Consider the following 21,724-nt stretch of genomic DNA (forward strand, 5'->3'; position numbering starts at 1 on the left):
GAAACCAGGGGACGCACCAGGGGACAGGGAAGCAAGGGGCGTAAGGGGAATCGCGTGAGCCGCACCCCGGGGCCCGAGGTGGAGCAGGCACCGAAGGAATCGGTGCGCATCCGCCTCCTCGGCCCGGTGAGCGTGGAGGTCCGGGGCCGCCATGTCGGCCTCGGGCCGCAGCAGCGCGCACTGCTCGCCGCCCTCGCGCTCGCCCGCGGCCACCCCGTGAGCACCTCCCGGCTCGCCGAGCTCCTGTGGGAGGGCGACACCCCCGACGGGGCGGTCAGCGCGCTGCGCACCCACGTCCTGCATCTGCGCCGCATCCTGGAGCCGGGCCGGCGGGCCACCTCCGGCTTCGAGGTCCTCCTCAGCGCCGGGGCCCGCAGCAACACCAGTTACACCCTGGAGGTCACCGACGACCAGATCGACGCCCTGCGCTTCGTGCACCTCACCGACCGGGCCCGCAAGGCAGCCGTCGACGGCGACACCGGCTCCGTGGTCGCCCACCTCGACGAGGCCCTGGCCCTGTGGACGGGTCCCGCCCTCGAAGGGGTGAGCGACCGCAGCTTCGCCCTCGCCGAGGCGGAACGCCTGGGCGAGCTGCGCCTGGTGGCCCGCGAGGACCGTCTCGACGCCCTCGTCGAACTCGGACGGTACGAGGAGTCGGTGGCCGAACTGACCGCCCTGGTCGCCGAGTTCCCGCTGCGCGAACGGCTGCGCTGCCAGCTGATGCTGGCGCTGCACCGCTCCGGGCGCCAGGCCGACGCCCTCGCCACGTACCGCGACTTCTACCAGCTCCTCGACGACGAGGTGGGCATCGAGCCCGGTCGCCGCATCAAGGAACTCCACCAGCGCGTCCTCGTCGGGGACCCCGACCTCACCGGTGCCCCGGGCCCGGCCGCCGACCGCGCGCCCGCCGCCGCTCCCCTGCCTCCCGTCCGCCCCGTGCCCCGCCAGCTCCCGCCCGACATCGCCAGCTTCACCGGCCGCGCCGACTATCTGCGCCAGCTCGACGCGCTCCTCGCGCAGCACGAGACCGGCCCGGGACAGACCCTGGTGATCTCCTCCGTCTCCGGCATGGCGGGCGTCGGCAAGACCGCGCTCGCCGTGCACTGGATGCACCGCGTGGCCGACCGCTTCCCCGACGGCCAGCTCTACGCGAACCTGCGCGGCCACGACCCGGCGCCCCCGACCACCGCCGACGAGGCCCTGGGCCAGCTCCTGCGCGCCCTCGGCGTCTCCACCGCGCACCTGCCCGAGAACACCGACGAGAAGGCCGCGCTGTACCGCTCGCTGCTCGCGGGCAAGCGCATGCTGATCCTCCTGGACGACGCGGCCGGCCTGGAGCAGGTGCGGCCGCTCCTGCCCGGGTCGCCCACCTGCTTCGTCGTCGTCACCAGCCGCTACGACCTGCGGGGCCTGACCGCCTTCCACGACGCCCACCGGGTGAGCCTCGCCGTGTTCGGCGAGGAGGAGGCCCTCGCGCTGCTCGCCCGCGTCATCGGCGCGGACCGGGTGCGGCACGAGCCGGAGGCGGCCGCCGAGGCCGTCCGGCGGTGCGGACTGCTCCCGCTGGCCGTACGGATCGTCGCCGCCCACCTCATCGGCGACCGCAACCCGCCGATCGCGGAGGTCGTACGGCAGCTGCGCGGCGCCGAAGGCCTCGACACGCTCACCCTCGACCACGACGCGCACACCGGTGTGCGCAGCGTCCTCGCGCTCTCCTACCGGTCCCTGCCCACGCCCGAGCGGAACCTGCTGCGGCTGCTCGCCCTCGCGCCGGGGCCCGAGATCTCCGCCCCGGCCGCCGCCGCCCTCGCCGGGGCCGCGCTGCCCGCGACCGCCCGGCTCCTGGACCAGCTCGTCTCCCGCAACCTCCTGGAGACGCCCCACCCCGGCCGGTTCCACCTGCACGCCCTCGTCGCTCTCTTCGCCCGTGAGCGGGCCGAGGCGGAGGACACCGCCGAGCTGCGTGAACAGGCCGTCGAGCGGCTGCTCACATGGTGCCTCGCGACCGCCGAGCGGGCCGCCCATCTGCTGTACGGGACCTTCTACTCCTGGTACGCGGCCGACCCGCCGGAACCGGACGGCTCCCCCACGGCGCCCCTCGTCTTCCGCGGCCCCGCCGACGCCCTCGCCTGGCTCGACGACGAACGTCCGGTGCTGCTCGCCTGCACCCAGCACGCCGTCCGGCACGGTCCGCGCCCCTTCGCCTGGAAGTTCGCCCTCGCCCTGCACGGCCACCTCATGGAGCACGGCAGACGCACCGACTGGCTGCGGGTCGCGGGCGCCGGGCTGCGGGCCGCCGAGGCCGAGGGGGACGACCACGCGCGGGCCGTCATGCACTGGAGCCTGTGCTACGTCCTGTGGGAGCTGGCCCGGCACGACGAGGCGCTGTGGCACAGCGCCCACGCGGAGACGCTGTTCACCCGCACGGGGGCGCCCGTGGAGCGGGCCGGCGGCGTCCTCGGGCTCGCCGCCGCGCACCGCGAGCACGGCGCCCTCGACCAGGCGGCCCACGACGCCGAACGCGCCCTCGCGCTGTACGAGGAGGGTGGGCAGCCCGCCGGTGCGGCGTGGGCGCTGTTCCTGCTCGGCGCCGTCCGCCTCGACCAGGGCCGCGTCGAGACGGCCCTCGCGCACTTCACACGGGCCCGGGAGCACGCCGACCGCTCCGCGGACCAGCACACCGTCATGCTCTCCCTGTGGGGTCTCGCCAGCGCCCGGCACGCGCTCGGCGCGGCGGACGAGGCTCAGCACCTGCTCACCCGTGCGCTCGCCGTCGACGGCAGGCTGCTGTCCACGTACGCGGCCGAGGGCGCGCTCAACGCCCTCGCGGTGGTGTGCAGGGACGGCGGCGACCCGCGGCTCGCCCTCAAGTACGCCGTGGACGCCCTCGGTGTCACCCACCGCACCCGGCGGCGCCTGGTGGAGCCGGACGCCCTCAACACGATCGGGACGGTGCTCCTGAGCCTCGACGACGCGCCGGGCGCGCTCGACCACCACGAACGGGCCCTGCGGGCGGCGCGCGCGACGGGCTGCCGCCGGGCCGAGTCCGAGGCCTCGGTGGGGCTCGCCGCGGTGCACCGGGAGCAGGGCGACTACGGGGAGGCCCTCGCCTGCACCCGGCGGGCCCTCGGCGCGGCGCGGCAGGCCGGGCTGCGGATCGCCGAAGGGGCGGCGCGCACCGAACTCGCCCGCGTGCAGCTGGCCCTCGGCCAGCCCGGCAGGGCGGCGAGAACCGTGGAGCGGTCCGTACGACTGCACCGCACGTGCGGGTACCAGCCGGGGCTCGCGGCGGCCCTGGAGGTCGCCGCCGCCGTGCGGTCCGCGGCCGACGGGGTCAGCCCAGCGCCCGCACCCCCGCCGTGACCGCCGCGGCCACCAGGATGACGAGCGGCACGGGCGCCTTCAGACGCCAGGCCACCAGAGCCCCCGCGAAGCCCGCGATCCGGGCGTCGAAGGTCATGCCGTGCGCGCCCGCCGAGCCCACCAGCTGCGTGACCACCAGGACGGCGAGCAGCGCGGGCGTCAGATACTCCACGAACCGCGGGAACCAGGCGGGCAGTTCGCGGTCGCCCATCACCAGGGAACCCGCGCCCTTGATGAGGAACGTGGTCACCACCAGGGCGCCGACGACGATCCACGGGTCGCTGCTCAACGGGCCCTCCAGGTCCATACGACGGCGACGACGCAGGCCACGGCGATGGCCGTGTCGGGCACCGCTACGGCCGTGAGCAGCACGGCGCAGCCGGCCGCGGTGACGGCGGCCGTCCGCTTGCGCGCGGTGCCGAGGTGCGGCGCGAGCAGCAGGAAGAACAGCACCGGTGAGACGGCGTCGAGTCCGTAGGTGAGGATGTCCACGGCCTTGAAGGGGCCGAGCGCCCCGAGCAGGGTGCCGAGGACCCAGCCGAGCCAGAGCACCACCCCGGAGGACAGCAGACGCACCCGGTCGAAGCGGCCGTCGGCGTCGCTGGCGATGGCCCAGGACTCCTCGATGACGAGCTGGGACTCGACGGCACGCCGGGCCCGGCCGCCGCGCAGCGCGGGCAGGATGGCGAAGCCCATCACCAGGTAGCGCAGGTTCAGGAGCGTTCCCGCGACGGCCGCCGCCGCCCAGCCGCCACCGTTGACGATCACCGAGACGGCCGCGAACTGCGAGGAGCCGACGAAGACGAGACCGGACATCGACGTCGCGGCGAGCGCGTCGAAGCCCGCGCCCTTGGCGAGCACCCCGAAGGAGATCCCGAACGCAAAGATGGCGACCGTGAACGGCACGGCCGCCCTGGCGCCCGCCACCCAGGCGGCCCGGCGCGCGTCGGCGGGCACCGCGGGGCGCCCGCGCTCGGCCCCGCTCCCCGTCATCCGCTCTCGCTCGGCCCGGCCGCGGAGGCGGCGGGCGCGGCAGTCGGCTCGGCGGGATCAGGGGAGTCAGGGGAGTCAGGAGAGTCAGCGGAATCAGGGGGATCGTCCGCCGTCCCGTCTTCGGCGGCCCGTACCCGTTCCGCGTACGCGCGGGCCAGCGTGGCGCCCACCTCGCCCAGCGGGAAGGTGCGGTCGTCGACGGATGTGACCGGCTGGACCTCGTAGGCCGTGCCGGTGAGGAACACCTCGGTGGCGCGGTCGAGTTCGGCGGGGTCGAGGTGGCGTTCGACGACGGTGAGGCCCCGGTCGCGGGCGAGGCCGATGACGGTGCGGCGGGTGATGCCGTCCAGGACGCAGTCGGGGGGCGGGGTGTGCAGGTCGCCGTCGATGACGAGGAACAGGTTGGCGCCGGTGGCCTCGGCGAGCCGCCCGCGGTGGTCGAGCAGCAGCGCGTCGTCGCGGCCCGCGGCCTCCGCCTCCTGTCCGGCGAGGGCGCCGAGCGCGTACAGGGCGGCGGCCTTGGCGCGCACGGGTGCGGTGTCGGGGGCGGGGCGGCGCCAGCGCGAGGTGTGCAGGCCGATGCCGCGCGGCCCGTCGTCGAAGACCCGCGGCCAGGGCCAGGCGGCGACGGCCACGTGCACGGTGGCGTCGGGGGCGGCCAGGCGCAGGGTGTCGCCGCCGCGCCAGGCGACGGGCCGTACATAGCCGTCGGTGAGACCGGCGGCGGCGACGGCCTCGCGGGTGGCGGCGTCGAGTTCGGCGGCGGTCCAGGGCAGCCCGTAGCCCATGTGACGGGCCGACGCGACGAGCCGTTCGCTGTGTTCGTGGAGCTTGAAGACACGGCCGTCGTAGACCCGTTCGCCCTCGAAGACGCTGCCGCCGTAGTGCAGTCCGTGGCTGAGGACGTGCAGGTGGGCCTCGCGCCAGGGGACGAAGGCGCCGTCGAGCCAGATGACGCCGTCCCGGTCGGCCAGCGGGGCGGTGGGCGCCGGGGCGGGGGCGGCCCCGGTCATGTGGCGAATCCGCGCTCGGCGTAGGGGAAGCCTTCGAGTTCGTTGGCGGGCTCGGTGTCGTCGCGGCGGGACGCGTAGTAGATGCGGACCTCGTCGATCAGGCCCGCGTCGTCGAAGCGGTAGACCTCGGTGCCGCGCAGCACCTTGCCGAGGCGCGGCTTGAAGGCGGTCCACTCGCAGACGGCGGCACGGGTGTGCTCGTCGGCGTAGACGGCGTCCACGGCCCAGTACGAGGAGTTGGCGCGCACGTCGGCGCCCCAGCGCTCCACGATCGGGTCGATGCCGTGCACGGGCCCGGCCATGCCGTGGGCGAGGTAGTGCACGACCTGCTCGGACAGGACGCGCGCGAAGAGGTCGCGGTCGACTTTGTTGCACGCCTCGAAGTACTGCCGCACGGCGGCTTCCATCGTGGCCCGGTCAAGGCTTGCCATGCCTGCTCGTCTCCTGGTCTGGGGTGCGCGGGACGTGGTTCACAGCTCCGCGGGTGCACCGCTCCGCGGGTTCACAGCTCCGCGGGCGCGAAGTGCAGCGGGGGCAGCGCGGCGAGCCGCTGCCGGGCGCGCAGGAGCGCTCGCTGGTCGTCGGTGAAGGCGTAGCGGTCTCCTTCCGCGCCGGGGCGCAGCAGGGTGCGCACCAGTTCCCTGGCCGCCGTGCGGTACTCCGCGGGCGTCCGGACAGCCGCTTCCATACCCTCGATCGCGTCGACCAAGTCCTGGAGCGCTTCGACGACCCGCTCCCGGTCAAGGCGCAGCAGACCGTCGCCGTCGGTCACGAGCGCCCGGTGCTCGCGCAGCCAGGAGTAGAGGAAGACCCCGGTGCCCGCGTCGAAGTTGCGGACGGCGTGCGCGTCGAGCGGGTACCGGAACATCCGCTCCAGCAGGATCATCGCGATCTGCTCGTCGGCGTAGGGCACGAGGGTGTCCGTGTGGCAGGCGAGCGCGGTCCTGGCGTCGACCTTCAGCTCTTCGAGAAGGCCGATGAACCAGTTCATCTTGAGCTTCACGTGCCGGTCGAGCGGCCACCGGCCCTGGTGGTGGAAGTAGTCGTGCAGATATCCCCACACGGAGCGGGCCTGATAACACACCTCGGGATCGAGTCCGGCCGAATCCTGGGGCACGCTGTCGGGGGTGAGCACGGCCTGCGCGGACGGCAGTGCGAACCGCTCGTGAATTCTGCGGAATTTATTGAAGAAGAAAATTGCGTACTTCTGTTCGAGCACCTTGTCGTGGGCGGCGACATTCTCCGGGAAGAAGACGATGCAGTTGCCCTCGCGCAGCCCCGTGCTGCCCGCGAGCAGCACGGTGGCCTGGCAGTTGTTCTTGGGGTGCGGATAGTGGACGGCGAGTTCGGGGAGCGCGTCGGGTTCTTTGCGGCGTACGAGGAAGAACTCCAGGCGCCTGCCGACCGGCGGGGCGCTGTTGGTGGTCTGCACGGGGGCGAGGAACGCGGCCCAGTCGCCGTCGGCGGGCGCGGTGAGCGCGTCACGGCTGCGGGCGAAGTGCGGGGGTGTGTCGAGCCCGGCGGCCAGCCAGTCGTCGGTGTCGGCGGCGAGCGCGTCGGCCTGGGCGCTCCTGCCGTGGGCGGCGAACCAGGCGACGGCCTCGTCCTTGAGGGCGGCGAGGGCGCGCCGGTCGCGGTCGTCCGGGTCGGGGATCGTCCCGTCGTCGCGCTGGCGGACGCGGAAGGCGTCGACGCGCGGGATCAGGGTGCGGCCGAGCCGGGCCGCCTCGTCGAGCAGTCCGTCCTTGAGGCGGTACGCGGTCTCCGGCCCGCTCACCGGTCGCCCTCCCGCACGTGGTGGACGGTGAAGACCATGGGCACCTCGCCGTAGCTGCGCAGGACCCGCAGGCCGTGGGCGCGGGCGGCGACCACGGTGGTGACGCAGCCCTCGACCCTGCCCTCGGCGCAGTCGATGGCCGCCTGCGCGTTGCTGGTCACAAGGCGGCGGGTGCTCGTGGCCGGCACGAGTCCGGCCGGGGCGGGATGGGTGGCGACGGTGCGGGGTTCGGCGGACGCCCCCGGCGGCACGGCGAACACCATCTCGTGGGTGGGCCACAGGAAGCAGTCCACCATGCGGCAGGTGAGCAGGTTGCCGAAGACGAGGGTGTGCAGTTCGGGGTAGACGGCACAGGCCAGCAGGGCGTGTTCGCCGGTTCTCGGCACGCTGCCCATGGCCTGTTCGAGGGAGGTGTGCAGCACGACCCGGCCCTCGCCCGCGCGGCCCTGTCTGCGGAACCACAGATGGGCCGCGGACTCCAGGTTGGTGCCGGTGGGGCCCAGGGTGTGCAGATAGCGGATTTCGTCGGTCGGCGACGGTGCCGGAGCGGACGCAGGAGTCGGTGCGGGTGCCGGCGACAGCGATACGAGACTTACCGATCCGCCCGTGAACATTTCCACTCCCTCTTGAATTTCCCGAGAAATTCTCCGGATGGGACAGTGATGGGGCGGCGCCCGGACGGCATGCCGCTGCGCAGGTTCGCGTCGGCGATCCTAGGCGGCGGCGACCCGCCGCCACCAGGTCGTCCGGTGTTCAAGGGGCGGATTTCCGCAGTCTGGCCATTTCGGCTCGCTCGGCCTTCCGGGGATCCGGCGACAAATGCCATCGGGCCGGGTGAAAGCCCTGACGCTTTTATCCATGCCGGGGAAGGGGGGCGTCCGCATCGCGTCACGCCGACCGCATGACGACGGTCCGGCTCATAATGACCCCTGCGAAATGTGACTGCGGTCACAGAACTCCGGGGGCGGGTGGTGCGCGGGACCGCGCCCAGGGCGGAGCAACACGAAAGGCCGCCCTCGCATCTCTGCGAAAGCGGCCTTCGACCTGCTTCGACCTGCTGTGAAGCGGTCGGGACGACAGGATTTGAACCTGCGACCCCTTGACCCCCAGTCAAGTGCGCTACCAAGCTGCGCCACGTCCCGTTGCCCGTATGACCTGGGGTTTCCCCTGGCCGAACGCGCACCGAAACAATACCGCACTCGGGGCGGTGATCGCTCACGCCTTCCCGCCGCTTGACCTCAAGTCCGGTTGAAGTTGCACGCTCGGTGCCATGACGACGACAACGGAGCGCACCTACGCCTACGCGGACCTGCCCCATCTGATGAGCCGCATGACGGGCGACGAGAAGCACGGCCCCGCGGCGACATCCACGCTCGACGCGCTGTGGGTCCTCTACGACCAGGTGCTGAGGGTCACCCCCGCACGGGTCGACGACCCGGCCCGCGACCGCTTCCTGCTGTCCAAGGGGCACGGCCCGATGGCCTATTACGCGGTCCTCGCCGCCAAGGGCTTCCTGCCCGTGGACTGGCTGGAGGGCTTCGGCTCGTACGACTCGCCGCTCGGCCACCACCCGGACCGGGTGCTCGTACCGGGCGCCGAGATCGGCAGCGGATCGCTCGGCCACGGCCTTCCGCTCGCGGTGGGCACGGCACTCGGCCTGCGGGCCCAGGGCCTCACGGACCCCCGGGTGTGGGTGCTCGTCGGGGACGCCGAGATGGACGAGGGCAGCAATCACGAGGCCGTCGCCTACGCCGGGCCCGCCGGTCTGGAACAGCTCCACACCCTGGTCATCGACAACGCCTCCGCCAGCTACGCCAGGCCCGGTGGTATCGCCGCCCGCTTCGAGGCGGCCGGGTGGTCCGCGCGCACCGTCGACGGACGCGATCACGCCGCGCTGTACGAGGCGTTCACGGCGCCGCACGCCGGGCGGCCGCATGTGGTGGTGGCGCGGGTGGAGTCGAAGGAGTACGCGGGGGAGCCGAAGTAACGCGGCAGCGCCCTGCTCGCCGCTTCCTCCCGCCCCTGCCTCGCCTGTTTCCCCCGTCTGTTTCCCCCACCTCGCCTGCTCCCCCGTCTCCCCTTCTTCTTCCCTTCTCTCCCCCTTCTTCTTTTCCTCCCGCCGGAAGGACACCCCATGGACACCATGCGAGACCGGTTCGCCCCCGTCATGGCACGGCTTCTCGACGAGGATCCCCGCGTCGCCGTCGTGCTCGCCGAGATCGGCAAGGACGCCTTCCAGGAGTCGGCGCACGCGCATCCCGACCGGGTGATCAACGTCGGCATCAGGGAGCAGCTGCTGGTCGGCGCGGGCGCCGGTCTCGCGCTCGCGGGGCTGCGGCCCGTCGTCCACACCTTCGCGAGCTTCCTCGTGGAGCGGCCCTTCGAACAGATCAAGCTGGACTTCGGGCATCAGGGTCTGGGCGGTGTCCTGGTCAGCGCGGCGGCGTCCTTCGACTGGCCTGAGGGCGGCTTCACCCATATGTCGCCGGGTGACGTGGCGCTGATGGACACCCTGGAGGACTGGTCGGTGTACGTGCCCGGCCACCCGGACGAGGCCGAGACGCTGCTGCGGCACGCCGTCGCCCCCGGCACCGGCAGCGACACCAAGGCGTACGTGCGGCTCTCCGTACAGGCCAACGCGGAGCCCATGCCGGTGGACGGCGAGCACTTCCTGACCGTGCGGGAGGGCGGGCGCGGTGTCGTCGTCGCCGTCGGGCCGCTGCTCGACCAGGTGCTCGCCGCGACGGAGGGCCTCGATGTGACGGTGCTGTACGCGACGACGGTGCGGCCCTTCGACGGGGCGGCGCTGCGGCGGGCGGTCGGGGCCGCGAGGGCGGACGTCGTGCTCGTCGAGCCGTATCTCGCCGGTACGTCGACGGCCGCGGCCAACGATGCCCTCGTCGAGGTGGAGCACCGGGTGCTCGGCCTCGGCGTCGGGCGCGGGGAGCTGCGCCGCTACGGCCGGGTGGACGAGCATGTGCGGGCGCACGGCCTCGACGCCGCGTCCCTCCGCGAGCGGATCGGCCGCTTTCTGAGGTGAGGGAGGGGTTCCCGCGGCGGGCTCCCGAAACCGGGGCTCCGCCCCAGCCCCCGCTCCTCAAACGCCGGAGGGGCTGTTGCCGACCCGTCCGGCGTTCGAGGACGAGGCGCGAAGTGCCGACTCCACCCGCACCAACCCCCGGATCGCCGGCACGGCCAACAGCGCCGCACACACCACCAACGTCATCCCGGCCCCGATCAGAAGCACCCGCTCCGCCCCGAGCAGCCCGGCCGCAGGCCCGGCAAGCGCCTGCCCGACGGGCAGCATCGCCAGGGACCCGGCGACGTCGTACGCGTGGATGCGGTTGAGAACGTCCGGCGGCACCTGCGTCTGGACGCTCGTGGCCCACATCACCGCCCAGAACGACGTACCGGCCCCCGCGACCGCGGCCCCCGCCGCCATGAGCCCCACACCGAGCTGCGCCCCGACGGCAGCCGGAAACGCGGCGAAGCCGATGAGGGCGCAGGCCCCGGCCCGCAGCATCCGGCGGGGCCGCAGCCGCAGGGCGACCAGGCCGCCGATCACCGTCCCGGCGCCGAGGGCCGAGTTGACCAGGCCGTAGGCGCCCGAGCCGTGCTCCTCGACGACGGTGACGGCGACCAGGGGCGTCGCGGGGCCCGTCGTCGTGATCATCAGGACGCACCAGATGGCGATCACGCCCCAGAGCCAGGTGCGCGCGCGGAACTCCCGCCAGCCGACGGCGAGGTCCTTCCTGAAGCCGAGGCTCGGCCCGTGCGTGCCGGGCGCGGCGGGCGGCAGCCTGAGCAGCAGCAGACACAGGGCGCTCAGCGCGTACGTGCCCGCGTGCGCGGCGAAGACGGCGGCGGGCGAGGCCACGCCGACGAGCACACCGGCGACGGCGGGCCCGGCGAGCTGCGCGCCGGACTCGGCCACGCGGATGGTGCCGTTGGCCTTCTGCACGTCCGCCGCGAGCCGGGGCACGGTGCTCGCGACGCCGGGCTGGAAGACGGCGGCCGCGGCGCCGTTGACGGCGCCGATCAGGCAGATCTCCCAGAGCACCACGCGTCCGGTGAGGAAGAAGACGGCCGCGAGCGACTGTGTGACGAGCCGTACGGCGTCGGCGCCGATCATCAGCAGGCGGGTGCTGAACCGGTCGGCGAAGACCCCTCCGAAGACGACGAGCCCGGCGAAGCAGGCGGCGGTCGCGGCCATCGCGAGGCCGACGGCACCCGCCCCGTATCCGTGCCGCAGCATTCCGGCCGCCAGGGCGACCGGCAGCATGGTGTCACCTAGCTTGGCCACGGCGCGTGCCACGAAGAAGAGCCCGAAGTCCCGGCTCCACAGCCCGCGCGCGCCCCGTATGTCCCCCGACCCCCTGTCCCCCGACGACTCCCCTGTCATCTCCGCCCCTCCGCTGACACCGCCCGACGTCACGACCGCGCAGGATCATGCCACGGGATCCGGCCACGCTCAGCCGGATTTCCGCCGCCGGCGGGTGGGCGGCGCGCGGCTCACTCCCCCGCGGGCAACCCCAACTCCGGGTGCGCGTCGAGGAGTCGGGTGGGCGCGGCCTGGCGCCAGGAGTCGGCGAGGATGTCGCCGAGCTCCTCCTGGTCCACGGCTTTGAGGCGCACCCGCACCCAGGCGAAGCTCGCCTCGTGCTCCGCGATCCAGAACTTGTCCGGCTCGGCGAGCGCCAGTTCGTCGCGCTCCAGCTTCGGGCAGCGCACCGCGATGGACGTCTCGTCCTCGGGGAGCGTGGCGAACATCTTTCCCGCGACCCTGAAGGTCGGCATGGACCAGGCGACCTTCTCCGTGGTGTCCGGGAGGGCGAGCGCGGTGCGGCGTACGTCGTCGGCGTTGACCATGGCCAGAACGGTAGCCAACCCGACTGACAATCGTCCTCGCGAAGTCCGCCGTCGCGGACCCCGGCTCACGGAATCCGCGCGTCCAGCCAGTCCGTCAGGTCCTGCTGCACCTCGTCCCTGTTCGTCTCGTTGAGGATCTCGTGCCGCGCGCCCTCGTACCCCTTCCAGGTCAGGTCCTGCACACCCGCGTACCGGAAGTCCTCGAGGAGTTCGTACACGAGCGTCATCCGCTGGTTGCAGGGGTCCTCGGTGCCGACGGCGACGTGCACGGGCAGGTCGGCGGGGATCCGGGCCAGGTTCCGCGGGTCGTTGATCTTTCGGACGGCGCGGATCCAGTCGTACGAGAGGCCCGCCGAGAAGGCGAAGCCGCAGCGCTCGTCGGCCGCGTACGCGTCGACCTCCGCCTCGTCGCGGGAGAGCCACTCGAAGCCGGTGCGGTGCGCGAAGGGGTCGTTGAAGGAGGCGAAGAGCTCCCCGACGAACGACGAGGGCGCCGCCCTGCCGCCCTCGGTGATCTCCGCGCCGAGCCGGGCGAGCGCCGTGTCGGTCTCGGCGCCCGGCAGCGAGCGGAACGTACCGGAGAGGATCAGTCCGGTGAGGGTGTCCGGGTACTCCTGGGCGTAGTCGCGCGCGAGCATCGAGCCCAGGCTGTGGCCGAGCAGCACGACCGGGACGTCCGGGTGCAGGGCGCGGACCTGGTCGCCGATGGCCTTCAGGTCGTCGACGACGGCCCGCCAGCTGTCGGCCCCGGAATCCAGGGCTGCGTCGCCGGTGGTGCCGGTGGTGTCGGTCACCCCGTAGCCGCCCGTGGACTGGGCAGTGGCTCCGTGGCCCCGGTGGTCGGAGGCGACGACCCCGTACCCGTGCCGGGCCAGGTGGCGGGCGAAGCGGTCGTAGCGCAGGCCGTGCTCGGCGGCGCCGTGCGCGATCTGCACGACCGCGCGGGGCCTGGCCTCGGCGGGCAGCCAGGTGTAGGTGGCGACGGGCACGCCGTCGGGCGCGTTCAGCAGTCCCGCGGTGTGGGTGACCCCTGCCCCGGTGGCGTGGTCGTGGTCCGGCATCGGCGTTCTCCTTGACGTGGGCTGTGCGGCACACCCTGCCCCGCCCACGTGGTGTCAATCCCGTACCGAACGGCGTGCCGACGGCGATCCCCGGCCCGGCCTGAGCGAACAGCAGCATCGGATAGAGCGTTCGTTCCACCGCCGGAAGTACACCAACCACCACAGCGCTCAGCACGCCGCCATCGGCGGAATGCGTGCACGTCCCGTCCGCTGCTTCCGGGCGGCTGCCGCTATCCGGCCGCTTCGCCCAGCGCGTCGAGCACGGGAGCGATCAGCGGATGGCCCTCCGCACCCGTGCGCACCGCGGCGAAGACCCGTCGTGTGGGCGCGTTGCCGTCCACGGGCCGGACCACGGCGCCGGTGACCTCCATGCCCCGCAGCGCCGATCGCGGTACGAGGGCGACGCCCGCGCCCGCCGCGGCCAGCGCGACGACCGCCCGGAAGTCGTCCGACGTGTGTTCCAGGACCGGCTGGAACCCGGCCTGCTCACAGGCGAGCACCACCACGTCGTGGCAGGGGTTGCCGGGGAAGGGCCCGATCCACGGGTCCTTGGCCAGCTCGGCGAGGGGGATCCGCTCGCTGTCGGCCGCGCGGTGCCCGCCGGGCAGCACGGCGTCGAACGGCTCGGCGTACAGCGCGACGCGGGTGAGCCGGGAGTCGTCGGCGCCGGGCGCGCCCCGGTACTCCACGGCCACGGCGACGTCCACCTGCCGGTCGAGGACCATCGGCAGGCTGGCGTCGCCCTCGGCGTCCTGGACCCGCACCCGGATCCCGGGCGCGGTCTCGGCCAGCCAGGCGAGGGCGGGGGCCACGACGAGTCCGATGCCGGTGGCGAAGGACGCGAGGGTCACCGTGCCCGCCGCACCGGAGCTGTACGCGGCCAGCTCGGCCTCCGCGCGCTCCAGCTGGGCGAGGACGGCGTTCGTGTGGGCCAGCAGGATCTCGCCGGCCGGGGTGAGGCGCACCCCCCTGGCGGAGCGCTCCACCAGGCGGTGGCCCGTCTCCTGCTCCAGGGCGGTGAGCTGCTGGGAGACGGCCGAGGGCGTGAGGTACAGGGCGGCTGCGGCGGCGGTGACGGTCCGGTGGTCCGCCACCGCGCGCAGGATGTGCAGCCGCCGAGCTTCGATCATGCCCGCATTCTCGCACCCGCCCGCCGGGGGCCCTCAGCCCTTCCGGCGTTCGAGCTACACCCCCGTCGGGCCCAGCTCGGCCCGCGCAGCGACAAAGGCGTCGACCGCCCGGTCCACGTCCTGAGCGGAATGCGCGGCGGAGAGCTGCACCCGGATCCGGGCCTGCCCCTGCGGGACGACGGGGTAGGAGAAGCCGATCACGTACACGCCGCGCTCCAGGAGAAGCTCGGCCATGCGGCCCGCCACCGCCGCGTCGCCGATCATGACGGGCGCGATCGCGTGGTCGCCGGGAAGTACGTCGAAGCCCTCGGCGGACATCCGGGACCGGAACAGAGCGGTGTTCGCGACGAGGCGTTCCCGCAGGTCACCGGCCGACTCAAGGAGGTCGAGGACCTTCAGCGAGGCAGCCGCGATGACGGGGGCGAGGGTGTTGGAGAAGAGGTAGGGGCGCGAACGCTGGCGCAGCAGGGCGACGATCTCGGCGCGCGCGGCGACATACCCGCCGGAGGCACCGCCGAGCGCCTTGCCGAGCGTGCCGGTGATGACGTCGACGCGGTCCATGACGCCGTGCAGCTCGGGCGTGCCCCGGCCGCCGGGGCCGACGAAGCCGACGGCGTGCGAGTCGTCGACCATGACCATGGCGTCGTAGCGCTCGGCGAGGTCGCAGATGTCGGCGAGCGGGGCGACGTAGCCGTCCATGGAGAACACGCCGTCGGTGACGATCAGCTTGCGCCGGGCGCCGCCCTCGGTGGCCTCCTTGAGCTGCTTCTCCAGGTCGGCCATGTCGCGGTTGGCGTAGCGGAACCGGCGGGCCTTGGACAGGCGGATGCCGTCGATGATCGAGGCGTGGTTGAGGGCGTCGGAGATCACCGCGTCCTCCGCGCCGAGCAGGGTCTCGAAGACACCGCCGTTGGCGTCGAAGCAGGAGGAGTAGAGGATCGTGTCCTCCTGGCCGAGGAACGCCGAGAGCCGCGCCTCCAGTTCCTTGTGCACCTCCTGGGTGCCGCAGATGAAGCGTACGGACGCCATGCCGTAGCCCCAGCGGTCGAGCGCCTCGTGCGCGGCGGCGATCACCTCGGGGTGGTCGGCGAGGCCGAGGTAGTTGTTCGCGCAGAAGTTCAGCACCTCGCCGGGGCGGCCGCCCGAGGTGACGGCGACCGTCGCGGACTGCGGGGTGCCGATGACGCGCTCGGGCTTGTGCAGACCGGCGGCGCGGATCTCGTCGAGGGTGGCGGCGAGGTCGTCGCGTACGGAGTCGAACATCGAGAAGTCCTTCGCGGGGTGAGGGAGTTCGGGGGGCAGGGCCGAGCCGTGCGGCTCAGGCGGTCCAGTCGAGGATGACCTTGCCGCCGCGGCCGCTCGCCGCGTCGTCGAAGGCCTCCTGGAAGTCGCGGTACCCGTACCGTCCCGTGATCACGGGGGCGAGGTCGAGGCCGCCTTCGAGCAGCACCGACATGGCGTACCAGGTCTCGAACATCTCACGGCCGTAGATGCCCTTGATGGTGATCATCGAGGTGACGATCCGGGCCCAGTCGACGGCGAACTCCTCGGCGGGCAGGCCGAGCATGGCGATCTTGCCGCCGTGGGTCATGTTGGCGACCATGTCGCGCATCGCGCGCGGATTGCCGGACATCTCCAGGCCGATGTCGAAGCCCTCGCGCAGACCGAGCGCGCGCTGGCCGTCGGCGATGGTCGACTCGGCGACATTGAGCGCGAGGCTGACACCGGTCTTGCGGGCGAGTTGCAGGCGCTCCTCGCTGACGTCGGTGATGACGACGTTGCGGGCGCCCGCGTGCTTGGCGACGGCGGCGGCCATCAGGCCGATGGGTCCGGCGCCGGTGATCAGCACGTCCTCGCCGACCAGCGGGAAGGAGAGCGCGGTGTGCACGGCGTTGCCGAACGGGTCGAAGATCGCGGCGACGTCCAGGTCCACCGGCACCCGGTGCACCCACACGTTGGAGGCGGGCAGCGCGACGTACTCGGCGAAGGCACCGTCGCGGCCGACGCCCAGGCCGACGGTGGCGCGGCACAGGTGGCGGCGTCCGGCGAGACAGTTGCGGCACTTGCCGCAGACCAGGTGGCCCTCGCCGCTGACCAGGTCGCCCGCCTTGATGTCGGCGACGTCGTGGCCGGTCTCGACGACCTCGCCGACGAACTCGTGCCCGACGACGAGCGGCGCCGCGATGGTCTGCTGGGCCCAGCCGTCCCAGGCCCGGATGTGCAGGTCGGTACCGCAGATGCCGGTGCGAAGCACCTTGATCAGTACGTCCCCGGCGCCGATCTCCGGCTCCGGTACCTCCATCAGTCGGAGACCCGGCTCCGCTTTCTCCTTGACCAGCGCTTTCACGCGACGGCTCCTGTCGTGCCTCAGGGGGTCGCCGGCGTCCCGTACGACTCGCGCACGTCCCGTACCGGTGGCCCACACCGGTCGCACACCGACGCACAGCAATCTTCCGTACCTCGCGGCCCTGGTCCATCGAGGATTTCTTAAGCGCTGTCGCAGCTTTCCTTCAGACCGGGTTTGCTTCAGACCGGGTTCGCTTCAGACCGGGTCCCGGTGGCCCGCCCGCACGCGGGCCCGCCGGGGGAAGCGCGGGACAGGCCTAGCGGACCTGCCCCCGGGCGAAGTAGGCGACCAGCTCCGGATCGAGTTCCGGTACCTCGCGCGGCCTGCCGCCGTCCCGCAGCGACTGGGTGGCCCGCACCCCGGCGGCGACGGCCATGCGCGCGGCGACCGGCGAGGTGTCGGTGGCTCCGCCGTCCTTGGCGAAGCGCACGAACTCCGCGACGAGCAGCGGATCCGCGCCGCCGTGCTCGTCGTCGTCCGGCACGTCCGGCACCGCGTACTCGGCGTCCCCGTCCGTACGGTGCGGCGAGCGCCGGCTGTTCCACACCTTCACGACGCCGCCGGGTCCGTCGCCGAAGTTCTCCAGGCGGCCCGCGTCACCGATGACGGTGTAGTTGCGCCAGTAGTCGGGCGTGAAGTGGCACTGCTGGTAGGCCGCGAGGACACCGTTGTCCAGGCGCATGTTGACCAGGGACACGTCCTCGACGTCGATGACGGGGTTCAGGGCGCGCTGGGTGTCCGGCGGCCAGTGGCCGTCCTCGGTGTACCAGTCGCCGGCCTTGGGCTCGCCGGGCGCGCGGCGGTGCGGGTTGTCGCCGTAGACCATGAGGTCGCCGAGCGCCTGCACCTGACGGGTGTAGCCGCCCGCGAGCCAGTGCAGCACGTCGATGTCGTGCGCGGCCTTCTGGAGCAGCAGACCGTTGGTGTACCGCCGTTCGGCGTGCCAGTCCTTGAAGTACCAGTCGCCGCCGTAGGCGACGAAGTGCCGCACCCAGACGGTCTTCACGGCGCCGATCTCGCCGCGCGCGACGATGTCCCGCATCAGCCGGACGACCGGCATGTGGCGCATGTTGTGCCCCACGTACAGCCGGGTGCCGCTCTCGTACGCGGTGCGCAGGATCGCGTCGCAGGACTCGATGTCGGTGGCGAGGGGCTTCTCCACGAACACGGGCTTGCCGCCGCGCAGCGCCTCGCAGGCGAGCGCGGCGTGGGTGTGGTCGGGGGTGAGGAGGACGAGGGCGTCGACGTCGGCGTCCTCGGTCACCTTGCGGTGGTCGGCGGATATCCGGGCTCCGGGGAAGTCCCGGGCGGCGGCGGCACGGGCCGCCGGGTCGGGGTCGGCGAGGGCGGTGACGCGAAAGCCCGCGCCGGGCCGGTGCGCGGTGCGGGCGAGCGAGCCACGCAGGCCGTAGCCGAGTACGCCGAGACGGAGGTCGGTCATGGGGTGCCTTTCCTGTGCGGAGGTCGGCAGAGACAAGACAGAAAGCGATTTCTAGCGGTTCAGGGGATCCTCGTGGCCACCTCCTTGCACTTCCTTCCGGGCAGCATCTGGCGTACAGCCTCGCCGCAGTACACGCTTGCTGTCCATGACCGCACCCCACCTGACCCTGCCGCCCGCCGACCGTGTCCGCTCCCCCTTGACCGGCTGGACCCGGGCGCACTGGGAGGCACTCGCCGACCGGCAGTTGGAGGCGCTCCTGCCGTACGCGACGCCGCGGTTCGCGCAGTACCGCCTGCCGGGGCGCGGAAGCTGGTCGGGGGTCGTCTCCGACGGCCTGGAGGGCTTCGCCCGGTCCTTCCTGCTGGCCTCGTTCCGCATCGCGGGTGCGGGCGGCGCGGTGGACCCGGCGCTGGTGGAACGGTATGCGCAGGGCATCGCGGCGGGCACGGAGCGACGGGGTGCGGCCGGGGCGGGCGGCGGCGAGACCTGGCCGGAACTCACGGACTGCTCGCAGCAGATGGTGGAGGCGGCGTCCGTCGCGATCGGGCTGCACGAGACCAGGCCGTGGATCTGGGACCGGCTCGACACCGGGGTGCGGGAGCGCGTCGTCGACTGGCTCTCCGGCTTCGTCTCCGCCCGCACCTGGGACAACAACTGGCGCCTGTTCCAGGTGGTGGCGGAGCAGTTCCTCGCCTCGGTGGGCGCGCCGCACCGGCAGGCCGACATCGACGGGGGCCTCGACCGCATCGAGGACTGGTACCGCGGCGACGGCTGGTACAGCGACGGCGACGGCCGCAACTACGACTACTACGTCGGCTGGGCCCTGCACCTGTACCCGCTGCTCTGGGCGCGGATGGCGGGCCCGGACGGCGACGGCGGCCGCGGCGAGGTCTACCGGGAGCGCCTGGCCCGGTTCCTCGAGACCTACCCGCACTTCTTCGGCGCCGACGGCGCGCCCGTGCACCAGGGCCGCTCCCTCGCCTACCGCCTCGCCGTCACGGCGCCGGTGTGGCTGGGCGCCCTCGCGGACTGCTCGCCGCTCGCTCCGGGCCTGACCCGGCGCCTTGCCTCGGGGACGGCCCGGCACTTCGTGGAGCGCGGGGTTCCCGACGAGCGGGGGCTGCTGCCGCTCGGCTGGTACGGGACCCATCTGCCGTCGACGCAGGCGTACTCGGGACCGGCGTCGCCGTACTGGGCGAGCAAGGGGTTCCTCGGTCTGCTGCTGCCCGCGGACCACCCGGTGTGGACGGACCGCGAACTCCCGCTCCCCGTCGAGGAGTCCGACCGGTACACGGCGCTCCCCCAACCGGGCTGGCTGCTGCACGGCACCCGGCACGACGGCATCGTCCGCCTCGTCAACCACGGCAGCGACCACAACCCCCCGGACGACGACGAGGCACCGGCCACCGACGACCCGCACTACGCCAAGTTCGCCTACTCGACCGCGACGGCCCCGGAGACGGCGCCGCGCGCCTGGGACCGGGCCGCGGACAGCCACCTGGCGCTGCTCGCCGCGGACGGCACCGCCTCACGCCGCCGCCGCATCCACCCGCTGACCTGCGCGGGGCGCATCGCCTCCTCCCGCCACGACGCGTGCTTCCCCGGCACCGGCGACACGTATCCGATCCACACCACCAGCGCGCTGTACGGGCCGTGGGAGATCCGCGTGCACCGGGTGCGGGCGCCCGCGGGCGCGACGGTCCGCGAAGGCGGGTACGCGGTGGCGGACGGGACACCGCCGCGCGTCGAGCGCGGCAGCGGCTGGGCGCTCGCACGTACGGACGGGGGGCTGACCAGCGCGGTCGTGGCGCTGCACGGCTGGGGCGACGCGGCGGGCGACGTGGTCCGCGAGGTGCAGGCCAACGCCTTCGGCCCGCACTCGGCCACGCCGTGCCTCCTCGCGCCCGACCACCCGGGCGGCGCGAGTGTCCACGTCACCGTGGTCGCGCTCACCCGGGACGAGGTGCGTCCGGAGGTCCTGCGGCAGGCGATCGGGTGCACCGTGCGGGACGGGACGGTGCGGATCGCGTTCCCCGACGGAGAGGAGCTGACCCTCTAGACGGAAGGGCGTCACAGCGGGGCCGGTGGCGGCGCAGCGGGCCGTTGTTGTCGCAGCGGGTCCGGTGGCGGCGCAGCGGGCCGTTGTTGTCGCAGCGGGGCCGGTGGCGGCACGCGGCGGTGTCACAGCGGGGCGTCGGCGTTCCCCTCGTCCTCGCGCCGCAGGATGCGGCCGGTGAGTTCGGCCGCCATCGACTTGATGGTGTCGAGCCCCTCGTGCCCCCAGGGCCGCGGCCGCACATCGGCGACGCACACCGTACCGAGCGCGAGACCCGACCGGTCGAGGAGGGGCGCGCCCAGATAGGAGCGGATCCCCAGCTCGTCGACGACCGGATTGCCCGCGAACCTCGGGAAGTCGCCGACGTCCTCCAGGGCCAGCGCTCTGCCCCGCACCACCACGTGCGGGCAGTAGCCGCGCTCGCGCGCCATGTGCCGCCCCACGACCCCCGTGCCCGGCTCCGCCGCCCGGTCGCGGGGCGGCGCGGGCTGCGGCGTGTGCAGGCCGGCGAAGAACTGCTGTTCCTCACCGATGAAGTTGACCATGGCGTAGGGCGCGTCGAGGACCCGCGCGAGCCGTTCGGCGAACGCGTCGAGCGCGGGTTCGGACAGCTCCCCGAGGCCCAGCTCCCGCAGCCGCCGCACCCGTGCCGGTGCCTGCTTGTCGACCGGGGTGAGCAGCAGCCTGCCGGTCGCTTCGTACGTCATCGGCGTGCTCCAGGGGTCATGTGGTGCGGGCTCCGTAGGTGGAGGTGGCGGGCGCGTGGGCGAGCAGGTGGCGTACGAGGGTGAGGAGCGTCTGGACGCCGGAGCTGGAGATGCGGGCATCGCAGCGGACCACCGGCACCTCCGGGTCGAGGTCGATGGCCGCGCGCACCTCCTCCGGCTCGTAGCGGTGGGCGCCGTCGAACTCGTTGACGGCGACGACGAAACCCATGCCGCGCTGCTCGAAGAAGTCGACGGCGGCGAAGCAGTCCTCCAGGCGGCGGGTGTCCGCGAGGACCACCGCGCCGAGCGCGCCCTCGGACAGTTCGTCCCACATGAACCAGAAGCGCTCCTGCCCGGGGGTGCCGAACAGGTACAGGACGTGCTGGGGGTCGAGGGTGATGCGGCCGAAGTCCATGGCGACGGTCGTCGTGGTCTTGTTCTCCACGCCCGACAGGTCGTCGGTGCCCTCGCTGACCGTCGTGAGCAACTCCTCCGTGCTCAGCGGCGCGATCTCGCTCACCGCGCCCACGAAGGTCGTCTTGCCGACCCCGAACCCGCCCGCGACGAGGATTTTCAGCGCGGTGGGGAAGGGCTCAGAGCTGTCGTCGTAGTCCATCGAGCACTGCCTCCAACAGGGACCGGTCAGTTGGGTGGTGGTAGTAGTCCGGGGCCCTGGTCGTGAGGGCCCCGCAGTCGACGAGGTCGGAGAGGATCACCTTGGCGACCACCGCGGGCAGCTTCAGCTGGGCGGCGATCTCGGCGACGGACGTGGGGGCCTCGCACATGCCGAGCGCCTGCGCGTGCTCGGGCCCCAGATAGCCGGCCGGGACCGTTCCGGTCATCCGCACCTGCGACAGCAGATCGAGGTCCGCCGTGGGTCTGGTGCGTCCGCCGCTGACCGTGTAGGGGCGGATGAGCCGCCCCGCGGCGTCGTCGAGCCACGGCCCGTCGTGCGGGGCCCCCACGC

Annotated in this window: 20 protein-coding genes and 1 tRNA gene; 4 read left to right on the forward strand and 17 right to left on the reverse strand. The window is 73.2% G+C overall.

Translation table 11 applies throughout. The features are described from left to right. Positions 1-54: 54 nt before the first annotated feature. Entirely contained in the window at positions 55-3,363 is a 3,309-nt protein-coding gene (locus GPA10_RS43620) for a BTAD domain-containing putative transcriptional regulator (protein ID WP_157165193.1), read from the forward strand. On the opposite strand, the gene GPA10_RS10410 is transcribed toward GPA10_RS43620, so the two are convergent. From GPA10_RS10410 to GPA10_RS10440, 7 genes are all read right to left on the reverse strand, one after another. Next, positions 3,335-3,652, reverse strand: a complete 318-nt coding sequence (locus GPA10_RS10410; RefSeq protein WP_157165194.1) for an AzlD domain-containing protein — start codon at positions 3,650-3,652, stop codon at positions 3,335-3,337. The two genes, GPA10_RS43620 and GPA10_RS10410, sit on opposite strands and share 29 nt — an antisense overlap. Next, on the reverse strand, positions 3,649-4,356 hold the full coding sequence (locus GPA10_RS10415; RefSeq protein ID WP_157165195.1) for an AzlC family ABC transporter permease: 708 nt from the start codon (positions 4,354-4,356) through the stop codon (positions 3,649-3,651). Before GPA10_RS10415 ends, GPA10_RS10410 begins: the two co-directional genes overlap by 4 nt. Continuing rightward, positions 4,353-5,369, reverse strand: a complete 1,017-nt coding sequence (locus GPA10_RS10420) for a branched-chain amino acid transaminase (protein WP_157165196.1) — start codon at positions 5,367-5,369, stop codon at positions 4,353-4,355. Before GPA10_RS10420 ends, GPA10_RS10415 begins: the two co-directional genes overlap by 4 nt. Further along, positions 5,366-5,800 carry a nuclear transport factor 2 family protein gene (locus GPA10_RS10425; protein WP_198351558.1) on the reverse strand — a complete coding sequence of 145 codons (435 nt, stop codon included), beginning with the start codon at positions 5,798-5,800 and terminating at the stop codon, positions 5,366-5,368. The genes GPA10_RS10420 and GPA10_RS10425 overlap by 4 nt, the downstream gene beginning before the upstream one ends. A gap of 71 nt (positions 5,801-5,871) precedes the next feature. Beyond that, positions 5,872-7,146 (reverse strand): DUF6421 family protein, encoded by a 1,275-nt coding sequence (locus GPA10_RS10430; protein WP_343040628.1) that lies wholly within the window; start codon positions 7,144-7,146, stop codon positions 5,872-5,874. Continuing rightward, positions 7,143-7,760 (reverse strand): type 2 periplasmic-binding domain-containing protein, encoded by a 618-nt coding sequence (locus GPA10_RS10435; RefSeq protein WP_246258974.1) that lies wholly within the window; start codon positions 7,758-7,760, stop codon positions 7,143-7,145. Before GPA10_RS10435 ends, GPA10_RS10430 begins: the two co-directional genes overlap by 4 nt. Positions 7,761-8,214: 454 nt before the next feature. Further along, positions 8,215-8,288 (reverse strand) — tRNA-Pro (locus tag GPA10_RS10440). Positions 8,289-8,416: 128 nt separating this feature from the next. Here GPA10_RS10440 and GPA10_RS10445 point away from each other — a divergent pair. Beyond that, positions 8,417-9,133 carry a thiamine pyrophosphate-dependent enzyme gene (locus GPA10_RS10445; protein WP_058847312.1) on the forward strand — a complete coding sequence of 239 codons (717 nt, stop codon included), beginning with the start codon at positions 8,417-8,419 and terminating at the stop codon, positions 9,131-9,133. 147 nt (positions 9,134-9,280) lie between these two features. Further along, positions 9,281-10,186 carry a transketolase family protein gene (locus GPA10_RS10450; protein ID WP_157165197.1) on the forward strand — a complete coding sequence of 302 codons (906 nt, stop codon included), beginning with the start codon at positions 9,281-9,283 and terminating at the stop codon, positions 10,184-10,186. A gap of 57 nt (positions 10,187-10,243) precedes the next feature. Here GPA10_RS10450 and GPA10_RS10455 read toward each other — a convergent pair whose 3' ends face one another. The 7 genes from GPA10_RS10455 to GPA10_RS10485 all read right to left on the reverse strand — a co-directional run bounded on the left by GPA10_RS10455 (position 10,244) and on the right by GPA10_RS10485 (position 17,994). Continuing rightward, the gene (locus GPA10_RS10455) at positions 10,244-11,548 is read right to left on the reverse strand and encodes an MFS transporter (protein WP_157165198.1); all 1,305 of its coding nucleotides are present in this window, start codon (positions 11,546-11,548) and stop codon (positions 10,244-10,246) included. A 110-nt stretch (positions 11,549-11,658) separates the two neighbouring features. Next, the gene (locus tag GPA10_RS10460) at positions 11,659-12,015 is read right to left on the reverse strand and encodes an MmcQ/YjbR family DNA-binding protein (RefSeq protein ID WP_058847393.1); all 357 of its coding nucleotides are present in this window, start codon (positions 12,013-12,015) and stop codon (positions 11,659-11,661) included. 65 nt (positions 12,016-12,080) lie between these two features. After that, a complete protein-coding gene (locus GPA10_RS10465) occupies positions 12,081-13,076 on the reverse strand; it encodes an alpha/beta fold hydrolase (protein WP_157165199.1) in 996 nt (331 codons plus the stop codon). Between the two features lie 230 nt (positions 13,077-13,306). Then, positions 13,307-14,206, reverse strand: a complete 900-nt coding sequence (locus GPA10_RS10470) for a LysR family transcriptional regulator (protein ID WP_157165200.1) — start codon at positions 14,204-14,206, stop codon at positions 13,307-13,309. 54 nt (positions 14,207-14,260) lie between these two features. Continuing rightward, a complete protein-coding gene (locus GPA10_RS10475; protein WP_157165201.1) occupies positions 14,261-15,469 on the reverse strand; it encodes a glycine C-acetyltransferase in 1,209 nt (402 codons plus the stop codon). A 55-nt stretch (positions 15,470-15,524) separates the two neighbouring features. Further along, positions 15,525-16,553 carry an L-threonine 3-dehydrogenase gene (tdh, locus tag GPA10_RS10480; protein WP_058847397.1) on the reverse strand — a complete coding sequence of 343 codons (1,029 nt, stop codon included), beginning with the start codon at positions 16,551-16,553 and terminating at the stop codon, positions 15,525-15,527. A gap of 256 nt (positions 16,554-16,809) precedes the next feature. After that, positions 16,810-17,994, reverse strand: a complete 1,185-nt coding sequence (locus GPA10_RS10485) for a Gfo/Idh/MocA family protein (protein ID WP_157165202.1) — start codon at positions 17,992-17,994, stop codon at positions 16,810-16,812. Between the two features lie 145 nt (positions 17,995-18,139). Between GPA10_RS10485 and GPA10_RS10490 the strand changes: the two genes are divergently transcribed. Next, positions 18,140-20,053, forward strand: coding sequence for a DUF2264 domain-containing protein (locus tag GPA10_RS10490; protein ID WP_157165203.1), 1,914 nt, complete (start codon positions 18,140-18,142; stop codon positions 20,051-20,053). Between the two features lie 122 nt (positions 20,054-20,175). Here GPA10_RS10490 and GPA10_RS10495 read toward each other — a convergent pair whose 3' ends face one another. Genes GPA10_RS10495 through GPA10_RS10505 form a run of 3 tightly spaced genes read right to left on the reverse strand, consistent with a single transcriptional unit; the run spans position 20,176 to position 21,722 of the window. Next, positions 20,176-20,757 carry a GAF domain-containing protein gene (locus GPA10_RS10495; RefSeq protein WP_157165204.1) on the reverse strand — a complete coding sequence of 194 codons (582 nt, stop codon included), beginning with the start codon at positions 20,755-20,757 and terminating at the stop codon, positions 20,176-20,178. A gap of 16 nt (positions 20,758-20,773) precedes the next feature. Continuing rightward, on the reverse strand, positions 20,774-21,373 hold the full coding sequence (locus tag GPA10_RS10500) for a GTP-binding protein (protein ID WP_157165205.1): 600 nt from the start codon (positions 21,371-21,373) through the stop codon (positions 20,774-20,776). After that, positions 21,351-21,722, reverse strand: a complete 372-nt coding sequence (locus GPA10_RS10505; RefSeq protein ID WP_343040629.1) for a DUF742 domain-containing protein — start codon at positions 21,720-21,722, stop codon at positions 21,351-21,353. The genes GPA10_RS10500 and GPA10_RS10505 overlap by 23 nt, the downstream gene beginning before the upstream one ends. Between the last annotated feature and the right edge of the window lie 2 nt (positions 21,723-21,724).

The organism is Streptomyces typhae, from assembly GCF_009755605.1.
Classification (GTDB): Bacteria; Actinomycetota; Actinomycetes; order Streptomycetales; family Streptomycetaceae; genus Streptomyces; species Streptomyces typhae.